Raw genomic sequence first — 13036 nt, forward strand, 5'->3', positions numbered from 1 at the left:
ATTGAAAGATGTTATTCTTTCAAAACTGGATAAACGGTTCATTGAATGTTACAAACTTTTTTGGTTAAGTCCTCGATCGATTAGTATTCGTCAGCTCCATGTGTCACCACACTTCCACCTCGAACCTATCTACCTCATCGTCTTTGAGGGATCTTACTTACTTGCGTAATGGGAAATCTCATCTTGAGGGGGGCTTCATGCTTAGATGCTTTCAGCACTTATCCCGTCCACACATAGCTACCCAGCGATGCCTTTGGCAAGACAACTGGTACACCAGCGGTGTGTCCATCCCGGTCCTCTCGTACTAAGGACAGCTCCTCTCAAATTTCCTACGCCCACGACGGATAGGGACCGAACTGTCTCACGACGTTCTGAACCCAGCTCGCGTACCGCTTTAATGGGCGAACAGCCCAACCCTTGGGACCGACTACAGCCCCAGGATGCGATGAGCCGACATCGAGGTGCCAAACCTCCCCGTCGATGTGGACTCTTGGGGGAGATAAGCCTGTTATCCCCGGGGTAGCTTTTATCCGTTGAGCGATGGCCCTTCCATGCGGAACCACCGGATCACTAAGCCCGTCTTTCGACCCTGCTCGACTTGTAGGTCTCGCAGTCAAGCTCCCTTGTGCCTTTACACTCTACGAATGATTTCCAACCATTCTGAGGGAACCTTTGGGCGCCTCCGTTACCTTTTAGGAGGCGACCGCCCCAGTCAAACTGTCCGCCTGACACTGTCTCCTGCCCCGCTAAGGGGCATGGGTTAGAATTTCAATACAACCAGGGTAGTATCCCACCGACGCCTCCTTCGAAGCTGGCGCTCCGAGATCTCTGGCTCCTACCTATCCTGTACAAGTTGTACCAAAATTCAATATCAGGCTACAGTAAAGCTCCACGGGGTCTTTCCGTCCTGTCGCGGGTAACCTGCATCTTCACAGGTACTATAATTTCACCGAGTCTCTCGTTGAGACAGTGCCCAGATCGTTACGCCTTTCGTGCGGGTCGGAACTTACCCGACAAGGAATTTCGCTACCTTAGGACCGTTATAGTTACGGCCGCCGTTTACTGGGGCTTCAATTCGCAGCTTCGCTTGCGCTAACCACTCCTCTTAACCTTCCAGCACCGGGCAGGCGTCAGCCCCTATACGTCACCTTACGGTTTTGCAGAGACCTGTGTTTTTGCTAAACAGTCGCCTGGGCCTATTCACTGCGGCTCTCGTGCGCTTGCACGCTCAAGAGCACCCCTTCTCCCGAAGTTACGGGGTCATTTTGCCGAGTTCCTTAACGAGAGTTCTCTCGCACACCTTAGGATTCTCTCCTCGACTACCTGTGTCGGTTTGCGGTACGGGCACCTCTCACCTCGATAGAGGCTTTTCTTGGCAGTGTGAAATCAGGAACTTCGTCCATACGGACTCGCCATCACAGCTCAACGTTACAGTGTGCGGATTTGCCTACACACACGCCTTACTGCTTGGACGCGCACAACCAACGGCGCGCTTACCCTATCCTACTGCGTCCCCCCATTTCTCAAACGGTGAGGAGGTGGTACAGGAATATCAACCTGTTGTCCATCGCCTACGCCTATCGGCCTCGGCTTAGGTCCCGACTAACCCTGAGCGGACGAGCCTTCCTCAGGAAACCTTAGTCATACGGTGGACGGGATTCTCACCCGTCTTTCGCTACTCATACCGGCATTCTCACTTCTAAGCGCTCCACCAGTCCTTCCGGTCTGACTTCAACGCACTTAGAACGCTCTCCTACCACTGACATCGTAGATGTCAATCCACAGCTTCGGTGAATCGTTTAGCCCCGATACATTTTCGGCGCAGCGTCACTCGACCAGTGAGCTATTACGCACTCTTTAAATGATGGCTGCTTCTAAGCCAACATCCTGGTTGTCTGTGCAACGCCACATCCTTTTCCACTTAACGATTACTTTGGGACCTTAGCTGGTGGTCTGGGCTGTTTCCCTTTTGACTACGGATCTTATCACTCGCAGTCTGACTCCCGTGTATAAATATCTGGCATTCGGAGTTTGTCTGAATTCGGTAAACCGGGATGGCCCCCTAGTCCAAACAGTGCTCTACCTCCAGTATTCTCATCACGAGGCTAGCCCTAAAGCTATTTCGGAGAGAACCAGCTATCTCCAAGTTCGATTGGAATTTCTCCGCTACCCACACCTCATCCCCGCACTTTTCAACGTGCGTGGGTTCGGGCCTCCAGTAAGTGTTACCTCACCTTCACCCTGGACATGGGTAGATCACCTGGTTTCGGGTCTACGACCACGTACTAATTCGCCCTATTCAGACTCGCTTTCGCTGCGGCTCCGCCTTCTAAAGCTTAACCTCGCACGTAATCGTAACTCGCCGGTTCATTCTACAAAAGGCACGCTATCACCCATTAACGGGCTCTAACTACTTGTAGGCACACGGTTTCAGGATCTCTTTCACTCCCCTTCCGGGGTGCTTTTCACCTTTCCCTCACGGTACTGGTTCACTATCGGTCACTAGGTAGTATTTAGCCTTGGGAGATGGTCCTCCCGGATTCCGACGGAATTTCACGTGTTCCGCCGTACTCAGGATCCACTCTGGAGGGAATAAACTTTCGACTACAGGGCTTTTACCTGCTCTGGCGGACCTTTCCAAGTCGCTTCATCTAACTCATTCCTTTGTAACTCCGTATAGAGTGTCCTACAACCCCAAGAGGCAAGCCTCTTGGTTTGGGCTCTTCCCGTTTCGCTCGCCGCTACTCAGGGAATCGATTTTTCTTTCTCTTCCTCCAGGTACTTAGATGTTTCAGTTCCCTGGGTCTGCCTTCAAGACGCTATGTATTCACGTCAAGATACTACGCGATTAAACGTAGTGGGTTCCCCCATTCGGAAATCTCCGGATCAAAGCTCACTTACAGCTCCCCGAAGCATATCGGTGTTAGTGCCGTCCTTCTTCGGCTCCTAGTGCCAAGGCATTCGCCGTGCGCCCTTAATAACTTAACCTACAGCTTCCGATATACATCGTAATACAGCGTCAGCTTCATTCGTTCAATCAGTCACGTACGAAAGTACGCTCCTTCACTCACTCAATCGCTTCCTTGTCTTACTCGTATCTCGAAACCTTTTAATGTTATTAAGCCTATAAAAAAACTTAAAAAAATAAATGTGTTTGTTACAATTTCAATGTCGTTTTATCCAGTTTTCAAAGAACAAATTTTGAAGTATTTCATTCGTAAGAATGAACCTTCAAAACTGAACAGCAAAGACGTAATCATTGTTTCGTCCTAAACGAAACATTCCGTTAAAATCCTTAGAAAGGAGGTGATCCAGCCGCACCTTCCGATACGGCTACCTTGTTACGACTTCACCCCAATCATCTATCCCACCTTCGGCGGCTGGCTCCAAAAGGTTACCTCACCGACTTCGGGTGTTACAAACTCTCGTGGTGTGACGGGCGGTGTGTACAAGGCCCGGGAACGTATTCACCGCGGCATGCTGATCCGCGATTACTAGCGATTCCGGCTTCATGTAGGCGAGTTGCAGCCTACAATCCGAACTGAGAACGACTTTATCGGATTAGCTCCCTCTCGCGAGTTGGCAACCGTTTGTATCGTCCATTGTAGCACGTGTGTAGCCCAGGTCATAAGGGGCATGATGATTTGACGTCATCCCCACCTTCCTCCGGTTTGTCACCGGCAGTCACCTTAGAGTGCCCAACTAAATGATGGCAACTAAGATCAAGGGTTGCGCTCGTTGCGGGACTTAACCCAACATCTCACGACACGAGCTGACGACAACCATGCACCACCTGTCACCGTTGTCCCCGAAGGGAAAACTATATCTCTACAGTGGTCAACGGGATGTCAAGACCTGGTAAGGTTCTTCGCGTTGCTTCGAATTAAACCACATGCTCCACCGCTTGTGCGGGCCCCCGTCAATTCCTTTGAGTTTCAGTCTTGCGACCGTACTCCCCAGGCGGAGTGCTTAATGCGTTAGCTGCAGCACTAAGGGGCGGAAACCCCCTAACACTTAGCACTCATCGTTTACGGCGTGGACTACCAGGGTATCTAATCCTGTTTGCTCCCCACGCTTTCGCGCCTCAGTGTCAGTTACAGACCAGATAGTCGCCTTCGCCACTGGTGTTCCTCCAAATCTCTACGCATTTCACCGCTACACTTGGAATTCCACTATCCTCTTCTGCACTCAAGTCTCCCAGTTTCCAATGACCCTCCACGGTTGAGCCGTGGGCTTTCACATCAGACTTAAGAAACCACCTGCGCGCGCTTTACGCCCAATAATTCCGGACAACGCTTGCCACCTACGTATTACCGCGGCTGCTGGCACGTAGTTAGCCGTGGCTTTCTAATAAGGTACCGTCAAGGTACAGCCAGTTACTACTGTACTTGTTCTTCCCTTACAACAGAGTTTTACGAACCGAAATCCTTCTTCACTCACGCGGCGTTGCTCCATCAGGCTTTCGCCCATTGTGGAAGATTCCCTACTGCTGCCTCCCGTAGGAGTCTGGGCCGTGTCTCAGTCCCAGTGTGGCCGATCACCCTCTCAGGTCGGCTACGCATCGTTGCCTTGGTGAGCCGTTACCTCACCAACTAGCTAATGCGCCGCGGGCCCATCCTATAGCGACAGCCGAAACCGTCTTTCAGAATTGTCTCATGAGAGACAAAAGATTATTCGGTATTAGCCCCGGTTTCCCGGAGTTATCCCAAACTATAGGGTAGGTTGCCCACGTGTTACTCACCCGTCCGCCGCTAACGTCAAAGGAGCAAGCTCCTTATCTGTCCGCTCGACTTGCATGTATTAGGCACGCCGCCAGCGTTCGTCCTGAGCCAGGATCAAACTCTCCATAAAAGAAATTTAATTAGCTCAAATTGTTTTGCTGGCATCAATTTTGATGTCCAAAATTTTGTTTCGTTCGCTAACGAAGTTAGCTACTAAAAACTATATTGATTACGTTTTGCTTGTTCAGTTTTCAAGGTTCATATGTCGCCGTTTGTTTTTAGCAACTTTTACATCTTATCATCAATCGTTTATGATGTCAACATTTTTTTGAAATGTTTTTTTGGAGCGGGTGATGAGAATCGAACTCACGACATCAGCTTGGAAGGCTGAGGTTTTACCATTAAACTACACCCGCAAATATTAAAATGTTATTATGGCGCGCCCGGCAGGAGTCGAACCCACAACCTTCTGATCCGTAGTCAGACGCTCTATCCAATTGAGCTACGGGCGCAAGTGTAAAATAACTGAACTAACTTGACTTGGTGCGGCCGAGAGGACTTGAACCTCCACGGGGTTGCCCCCACTAGGCCCTCAACCTAGCGCGTCTGCCGTTCCGCCACGACCGCATTCAAAATAGGAACTTTCTTATTATACTATGATAACTAGAAAAATCAACCTTTTTTCTTAAAAAAGATGAGCCATGAAGGACTCGAACCTTCGACCCTCTGATTAAAAGTCAGATGCTCTACCAACTGAGCTAATGGCTCATATATAAGAAATGAATGGCTGGGGTACTAGGATTCGAACCTAGGCATGACGGAATCAAAATCCGTTGCCTTACCGCTTGGCTATACCCCAATAAGTGGCGGTCCCGACCGGGATCGAACCGGCGATCTCCTGCGTGACAGGCAGGCATGTTAACCGCTACACCACGGGACCATTGTTACAATTATTTATATTTATGAAAATGACCCCTACGGGATTCGAACCCGTGTTACCGCCGTGAAAGGGCGGTGTCTTAACCGCTTGACCAAGGGGCCATGGCTCCGAAGGCAGGACTCGAACCTGCGACAACCTGATTAACAGTCAGGTGCTACTACCAACTGAGCTACTTCGGAATAATCATATTGTTTTGTCGTCTTTATCTTGTCGACTTTTACTATTATAAGGATAAGCTCAGTAAACGTCAATCTTTTTTTAAAACTTTTTTTGTTCAACTAACTTTAATTGCCCTGAACACTTGCCACAACAGTATCTCTTTACATTCAATCGTATTTTTCTTACATATAATTGATGGCATTTTATACATGCATATTTATATTGAGAACGTTGTTTTGCACTCCGAGCTGTAGGCTTCTGTAACGCTGAACAAAATCGAGGAGCATTCACTTTTTTTAATAAATCTCTAAAATCCTTATCTCTGTGTTGGTAGCCTTTCCCCTCTATGTGCAAATGGTAATGACATAATTCATGAAGTATTATCCCTTCTACCTCACTGACACCATACATTTCATATGCTGTTGGATTTATTTCAATATGATGTGATTGTAAAAGATAGCGACCACCTGTTGTACGCAGTCTTGTATTAAAGTATGCCCGATGCATAAATGGTTTATGAAAATGTTCTAATGAAATTCGCATTACAAGCTGTTGCAGTTCCTCATTGTTCAATACCATCACCTCTAACAATAAGAATACCACACTGCGCAGTATAGACAGTGTGGCAGTAAATTATTACTACTTTTCAATTGTTTGTTTTTCTGGAGGTAACATTGTTAACGAAATACGTCCTTTATTTACCTCAATCTGCTCCACCCAAACTGTGACAATATCACCTAGCGCCACAACTTCTAATGGATGCTTAATGCGCTTCTTTTGCAACTTCGAAATATGCACAAGCCCATCTTGCTTAACACCTATATCAACAAATGCACCGAAATCGACTACATTACGTACAGTGCCTTGTAATTCCATTCCTACCTGTAAATCTTCCATTTTTAATACATCTGTTTTAAGTAGTGGTTGTGGAAAGGCATCGCGAGGATCGCGACTTGGCTTCTTTAATGTATCCACGATATCCTGAATAGTAACAACGCCCATTCCTAATGCATTACTTAATTCTTGAACATTAAGGGATGCAATGGCTTCCTCTGCCTTTTGTGTTCCTAATTCTTTCTTATTTATATTAGCTACTTCTAAAATTTGCTCAGCAATATTGTAGCTCTCTGGGTGAATACCTGTAGCATCAAATGGGTTTTTCGCTTCAGGCACACGTAAAAATCCTATTGCTTGTTCATATGTTTTTGCACCAAGTCGCGGGATTTTCTTAAGCTGTGAGCGCGTTGTAAATTGCCCATTTTCTTCTCGTACTTTCACAATATTTTCAGCAACCGTTTTCGATAGGCCCGAAACATATTGCATTAATGAAGCTGACGCTGTATTTACATCAACACCGACTTGATTGACCGCTGTTTCTACTATAAATGATAACGACTCCGATAATTTCTTTTGAGAAACATCATGTTGATATTGTCCAACACCTACTGCTTTTGGCTCAATTTTCACTAATTCTGACAACGGATCTTGTAAACGGCGTGCAATCGAAACGGCGCTACGCTGCTCAACTTGTAAATCAGGAAATTCAGAACGTGCAATCTCTGACGCTGAATAAACGGATGCACCAGCTTCGTTAACAATCACATAAGCCACATCTGTTTTTAATTCACTCAATACATCAGCAATAAACTGCTCCGTTTCACGTGAGGCTGTACCGTTACCAATCGCAATAATCGTAATAGGATACTTCGCTAAAATTTCTTTCACCACAGCTTTTGATTTTGCCACATCTGGTTTTGGTGGGTGAGGGTAAATCGCTGTAACTTCTAGCATTTTTCCTGTTTCATCAACAACGGCTAATTTACAACCAGTTCGATAAGCTGGGTCCACGCCTAATACATATTTGCCCTTTAGTGGCGGCTGTAGTAAAAGGTTACGTAGATTTTCTGAGAAAATATGAATAGCTTGCGCCTCCGCCTTTTCTGTTAATTCATTGCGTAACTCTCTTTCTATAGATGGCTGAATTAAACGTTTGTAAGAATCCTCAATTGCAAGCTTCACCTCCGCAATAGCAGGAGATGAACCTGTAGCAGGTATCCATTCTTTCCACATAATCATTAATACGCGATCTATCGGTACTTGTATCGCAACCTTTATAACCTCTTCTTTCTCCCCACGATTCACTGCTAAAATACGGTGAGGAACAATACGGTTAACAGGTTCTTCATACTCGTAATACATTTCAAAAACCTTTTTTTCATCTAATTCCGAATTTTTTAATGTTGTTGCAAGCACGCCATCTTTCCAAGAAAAGGCACGAATTTTTTGTCTTATCCCAGCATCATCAGCAAAGCGCTCCGCCAAAATATCACGCGCCCCAGCTAATGCATCTTCTACCGTTGCAACATTTTCATTGTCTACAAAGTCTTGAGCTAACTGGTCTAATGCTCCATTACGATATTCTAGCAAAAGGTCGGCTAGAGGTTCTAATCCTTTTTCCTTTGCAATTGTCGCCTTCGTACGTCGTTTTTGCTTATATGGACGATATAAATCTTCAACACGCTGTAGAACAGTCGCAATTTGGATAGCATTTTCAAGCTCAGGAGTTAGCTTATCCTGTTCTTGAATTAAACGAAGAACCTCTTCTTTACGTTGTTCAAGTTGCTGTATGTAATGGTAACGATCTTCTACAGCTTTAATTTGCACCTCGTCCAAAGAACCCGTAGCCTCTTTTCGATAACGCGCGATAAACGGAACGGTGTTGCCCTCATCTAATAATTTTATCACTGCCTCTGCTTGATTTGGTCTGATAGCTACATCCTTTGCAATAAGCTGTAACATTTGTTTTTGTTCCACATTATCACTACCTTTTTTCTTTTCATTTTACCACTACACTTCAATAAAAAACCAAGGATAGTCTATCTAATGGAAAAAGCAGACAAAAATATAAGGTGCTTATTGCTATCGGATGGAGTAATCCGCTAGTAATAAACACCTTCATGTCATCCTCACAGCGGTACACTACCACTTGCAAGAACGACTTCTTGTAATTTTTTAATTGCTTTTCGTTGAATTCTTGATACATGCATTTGAGAAATGCCCAATTGTTCTCCCGCTTCTTTTTGGCTAAGCTGTTCTAGATAAGTAAGCTGGATAACTTGCTTTTCTCGTTCATTTAAAACTTCCATAGCATCAGCAACAATCATCCTTCTATTGGTCATTTCATAACCCATATCTTCTTTACCCATAATATCAGCTAGAGTGACAGTACTTCCGTCATTATCTGATTCTATTGAATGATCCATTGAAAGTGCTTGATAACTGCGACTCATCTCCATCGCTTCTAAAACTTCTTCTTCTGGTACCTCTAAACGCTCAGCAATTTCTTGAATAGAAGGTGAGCGTTGGAATTCTATTGTTAACGATTCTACAGTCGATTTAATACGTGGCCCTATCTCTTTAATTCGTCTTGGCACATGTACGTCCCATGTTTTATCTCGTAAAAATCGCTTAATCTCTCCAACAATAGTTGGTACTGCAAATGCCTCAAAACTGCGGCCAAAACTTGCATCAAAACGTCTAATTGCACCTAGTAACCCCAACATTCCTACTTGCACAATATCATCATAATAAGATTTACCATACGAATATTTGCGTGCGATGGATTCAACTAAATTTCGATAATGAATAACCAAATTGGTTTGTGCTTCTTCATCCTCAGTTGTTTGGTACTGTGCTATCCACTTTAATACATCTTCCTTTGAAGAAGATTTATGTAGTGATTCTTTCGACATTTTTTTCCACCTGCTCCCTAGCGACGTACTTTGTCATGAAAACAGTTACGCCACCATCGTTATTAATCATCACCTCATCCATCAAAGTTTCCATTAAATAAAGTCCTAAACCGCCCTCTCTAAGCCCTGCAATACTATCTTCAGGATGATAAGGCCCTATTTTCGTTTTAACCTCTTCAAAATTAAAGCTGTTTCCATAATCCGCAATCATCATTTCCAACTTGTTTTCATAAAGGGCACAACCTATTACAATTTCGCCTTCCTCAGCATCTTTATAAGCATGGTGCACAACATTCGTTACCGCTTCACTAACAGCAATCTTTAAATCCTCAATTTCATCGTAGCTAAAACCTATACGATTCGCTAATCCAGAAACAGTTAAACGAATGACACTGACAAACTGAGGTTTTGCAGGAACCCTTATTTCAATATAATCAAATTCCTTCATTGCTTAATTCCACCTTTTTATCAGTTTCAATATCCATCAGTTCACTTAAGCCAGTAATTTCAAATAATCTTTGTAATCGTTTAGATAGTCCAACAATTTTCACTTTACCTTCTTCACGCAAAGCTCTTTTGTAGAAAGCTACAAAAATCCCTAGTCCTGTACTATCCATATAATTAACTTTCGATAAATCTAATTTAATTTCCATCCCTTTTGTAACCTTAACTGCCTCTAGCTCCTCACGAAGACCTGAGGCTGTATACGTATCAATCTCACCTTCAACAAACCCATATAATTTCGTACCCTCTTTTTTAAAATGTACCACCATGTCCATACAGCACACCTCCACCAAATTTATTCCACCATATTTATTCGACTTTTTTCTATTCCCACATTTATCGGATGTTAAACATAAATAATTATATTTAATATCATAACTGTAATTTTTTTTTGAGGTAATAGAAAAGCCTCAACAATCTTCTACAAACTTATTAATCAATATGACTTGCAATTTTTTTCATTCTATTAATACTATTAAATAGTAAACTAACTTTATGATAACGCAAATAAATAAAAAAACACCAGGATGTAAAATCCCTGATGTTTCTATACACATATGTATATCAAAATTTAACTAGCCCTAAACTAATCATCAACGCTCCATCCACTTTTTCCATCACTGCATGATCGAGCTGTGTAATACGATCAGTCAATCTAGACTTATCGATTGTACGTACTTGCTCAAGCAAAATGACCGAGTCACGTTCAAATCCATACTTCTCAGCATTTATTTCAACATGTGTCGGTAACTTTGCCTTTTGAATCTGTGCAGTAATTGCTGCGATGATGACAGTTGGACTAAATCGATTTCCAATATCATTTTGAATAATCAATACCGGCCTAGTGCCACCCTGTTCGGACCCAACTACCGGCGATAAATCTGCAAAAAAAACGTCACCACGTTTTACATTCAAAGTGTCATCCCCCGCTAACGAGACGCTCCACCGTATGTTGTGCTTCATATTCCGCGTGCAAGCATTCACTTGCAATCATCAGATTAATATGAGACATTTCAACATATCCTTTCATCATAGCTTCCCGTATTTGATTTGGTTGCTCCTGCATTAAATTTTTGCGCGACAAAAAACGCACAAAAGATTCACCTTCAATTACTTCCTTTGTTTGTAGAAACAGTCTATCTTGAACAGCAATTGTAGCTTCTCTTAACTTTTTCTCGTACACAGCAAGCACCTCCAACGGAACCATACACTTTTTCATTACTACTCATTCTACCATTGAAAGATATTGTTGAAAAGACATGAAATGACAAAATATCTGACAATTTGAAGAACAAATTGTAAAATTTCGTTGGTTGTCGATGGTATATACTGCTTCCAAATGTCTAAAGGACATCGGTGCCTATTGCTTAAATCCTCTATATGCCTACGTTATAACCGAACAGGATTAAGTTCCCCATACAATTAGTAATTTCGACAAATATTCTATAACTGCGAAGTATAATGGAAATTATTTTTTTGATGACTGCTATAACTACTATCAATTACGCTTTACTGCATAATTGTCCAGGCTTTTTATGGATTGCTTGAAAACTGTCGTTAAAATTCCACCAGCACTGGAACTATTAAGATGATTCAGCCACACTGCAACCTACTCATTTAACTAATACTTCTAAAAGTAACTTTTGTAAAACAAGTTAAATGTATACTCGAGGAACTCTGGCTGTAATAATGCATGGTACTTCATAATTAATAGTTTCGAGCTTCGCTGCCCATTCATCCATTGAAATAACTTCCTGCCCTTGACGACCAATGAGCGTTACTTTCTTACCTATAGCATATGCTTTTGGTAGAGCAACCATACATTGGTCCATACAAATTCGTCCGACTATCGGCATTCTTTGTCCGTCTATAAGTACCTCTTGTCCAGCTAACTTACGAATAACACCGTCTGCGTAGCCTACTGGAATCGTTCCAATCCACATATCAGTCTGGGCAATAAACGAAGCTCCGTAACCTACTGAATCACCAGCTTTTAATTGCTTAACATGCACAAGTTCACTCTCAAGTGAAAATGCAGGATTTAATTGGAATGGTAAAATTCCTTCAACGTAAGAAGATGGTGCTAACCCATACATAGAGATGCCATAACGGACAGCGTCATAGTGTAAATGATGATCTTTCACTAATGCCGCAGCTGTATTCGATGCATGTACTAGTCTAGGTTTTTTAGGTAATGTAGAGATAAGCTTTTCAAATAATTGTACCTGACTATTGAAATAAGCTGTTTCTTCCTCATCGGCAGTGGCAAAATGAGTAAATATGCCATCCAATTCTACATTGTATGTCGACTGGATTGTATCGTATACCTCTAGCAATTCTTGCTCTGTGCGAACCCCAATTCGCCCCATCCCGCTATCAACCTTTATATGTAGTTGTAAAGGATTTGCCTCACCAGCTAGCAGCGTTGAAGCTTGCTGTATCCATTCACTAGAAAATACAGTCTGTGTAATACGCTGTTGCGCTGCATAGGGTGCAAACGCTACTGGCGAGGCTCCTAATATTAGTATGTCTGGTTCTTCGAAATGTGCTCGAATATGTAATGCTTCGTCTGGTGTAGCCACTGCAAGCATCGTTGCGCCAGCTTCCAAAGCAGCTTGAGCTACTGCTATATCCCCATGTCCGTATGCATTGGCTTTTACGACTGCGATTATTTGTACATTTGGTTGAAGTAGTTCTTTTAATTTTTTTATATTTTGCTGAATTGCTTGTAAGTCTACAATTGCTTTCGTTGGTCTAAATTGCTGCTGTGTCTCCATTAGAATACCCTCTTTTTTATTTATTAAACCGTTATGTATTGAAAAAACTACCATATAACAATTCAATTATGCCTTGGCTTCATTACATCCAGATTACAATATTAATGACTTCTTTCGGGGTTCTTCAACTTGATTCAGCAAGGATTGAAAAACTTCCTACTGATGCAGTGCATTCAGCCTCCA

General features: G+C 43.2%; 8 protein-coding genes, 8 tRNA genes and 2 rRNA genes. All 18 read right to left on the bottom strand.

The annotated features are described in order from the left end of the window. Positions 1-60: 60 nt before the first annotated feature. The 18 genes from FH508_RS21540 to alr all read right to left on the bottom strand — a co-directional run bounded on the left by FH508_RS21540 (position 61) and on the right by alr (position 12853). Positions 61-2988 (bottom strand): 23S ribosomal RNA (locus FH508_RS21540). Between the two features lie 311 nt (positions 2989-3299). Continuing rightward, positions 3300-4851, bottom strand: a 16S ribosomal RNA gene (locus FH508_RS21545). Together the 16S and 23S rRNA genes with 8 tRNA genes alongside form the textbook arrangement of a ribosomal RNA operon. Positions 4852-5063: 212 nt before the next feature. Then, positions 5064-5137 (bottom strand) — tRNA-Gly (locus FH508_RS21550). Positions 5138-5156: 19 nt separating this feature from the next. After that, positions 5157-5233 (bottom strand) — tRNA-Arg (locus FH508_RS21555). A gap of 29 nt (positions 5234-5262) precedes the next feature. Next, a tRNA-Leu gene (locus FH508_RS21560) sits at positions 5263-5348 on the bottom strand. Between the two features lie 68 nt (positions 5349-5416). After that, a tRNA-Lys gene (locus FH508_RS21565) sits at positions 5417-5489 on the bottom strand. 16 nt (positions 5490-5505) lie between these two features. Continuing rightward, a tRNA-Gln gene (locus FH508_RS21570) sits at positions 5506-5580 on the bottom strand. Between the two features lie 5 nt (positions 5581-5585). Further along, positions 5586-5661 (bottom strand) — tRNA-Asp (locus FH508_RS21575). A gap of 29 nt (positions 5662-5690) precedes the next feature. Further along, positions 5691-5762, bottom strand: a tRNA-Glu gene (locus FH508_RS21580). Position 5763: 1 nt separating this feature from the next. Then, positions 5764-5840: transfer RNA gene (locus FH508_RS21585), tRNA-Asn, on the bottom strand. A 79-nt stretch (positions 5841-5919) separates the two neighbouring features. After that, positions 5920-6393 carry a SprT family protein gene (locus FH508_RS21590; protein ID WP_228134180.1) on the bottom strand — a complete coding sequence of 158 codons (474 nt, stop codon included), beginning with the start codon at positions 6391-6393 and terminating at the stop codon, positions 5920-5922. A 66-nt stretch (positions 6394-6459) separates the two neighbouring features. Continuing rightward, a complete protein-coding gene (locus FH508_RS21595; protein WP_305068702.1) occupies positions 6460-8634 on the bottom strand; it encodes a Tex family protein in 2175 nt (724 codons plus the stop codon). Positions 8635-8786: 152 nt separating this feature from the next. Then, complete coding sequence (gene sigB / locus FH508_RS21600; RefSeq protein WP_139859921.1) at positions 8787-9572, bottom strand: RNA polymerase sigma factor SigB; 786 nt, start codon at positions 9570-9572, stop codon at positions 8787-8789. Continuing rightward, the gene (gene rsbW / locus FH508_RS21605; protein ID WP_139859923.1) at positions 9550-10020 is read right to left on the bottom strand and encodes an anti-sigma B factor RsbW; all 471 of its coding nucleotides are present in this window, start codon (positions 10018-10020) and stop codon (positions 9550-9552) included. The genes sigB and rsbW overlap by 23 nt, the downstream gene beginning before the upstream one ends. Then, positions 10007-10351 (bottom strand): STAS domain-containing protein, encoded by a 345-nt coding sequence (locus FH508_RS21610; protein ID WP_139859925.1) that lies wholly within the window; start codon positions 10349-10351, stop codon positions 10007-10009. Before FH508_RS21610 ends, rsbW begins: the two co-directional genes overlap by 14 nt. 289 nt (positions 10352-10640) lie before the next feature. Next, the gene (locus FH508_RS21615) at positions 10641-10991 is read right to left on the bottom strand and encodes a type II toxin-antitoxin system PemK/MazF family toxin (RefSeq protein ID WP_008177055.1); all 351 of its coding nucleotides are present in this window, start codon (positions 10989-10991) and stop codon (positions 10641-10643) included. Between the two features lie 4 nt (positions 10992-10995). Further along, positions 10996-11259, bottom strand: a complete 264-nt coding sequence (locus FH508_RS21620; RefSeq protein ID WP_139859927.1) for a hypothetical protein — start codon at positions 11257-11259, stop codon at positions 10996-10998. Between the two features lie 472 nt (positions 11260-11731). After that, a complete protein-coding gene (alr, locus tag FH508_RS21625) occupies positions 11732-12853 on the bottom strand; it encodes an alanine racemase (protein WP_228134181.1) in 1122 nt (373 codons plus the stop codon). Positions 12854-13036: the final 183 nt, after the last annotated feature.

It is taken from the genome of Lysinibacillus sp. CD3-6, from assembly GCF_006351725.2.
Classification (GTDB): Bacteria; Bacillota; Bacilli; order Bacillales_A; family Planococcaceae; genus Lysinibacillus.

Excerpts from the sequence above, each read along its gene's own strand:
- alr (WP_228134181.1), bottom strand. The coding sequence starts at position 12,853 with ATGGAGACACAGCAGCAATTTAGACCAACGAAAGCAATTGTAGACTTA.
- FH508_RS21610 (WP_139859925.1), bottom strand. The coding sequence starts at position 10,351 with ATGGACATGGTGGTACATTTTAAAAAAGAGGGTACGAAATTATATGGG.
- rsbW (WP_139859923.1), bottom strand. The coding sequence starts at position 10,020 with ATGAAGGAATTTGATTATATTGAAATAAGGGTTCCTGCAAAACCTCAG.
- sigB (WP_139859921.1), bottom strand. The coding sequence starts at position 9,572 with ATGTCGAAAGAATCACTACATAAATCTTCTTCAAAGGAAGATGTATTA.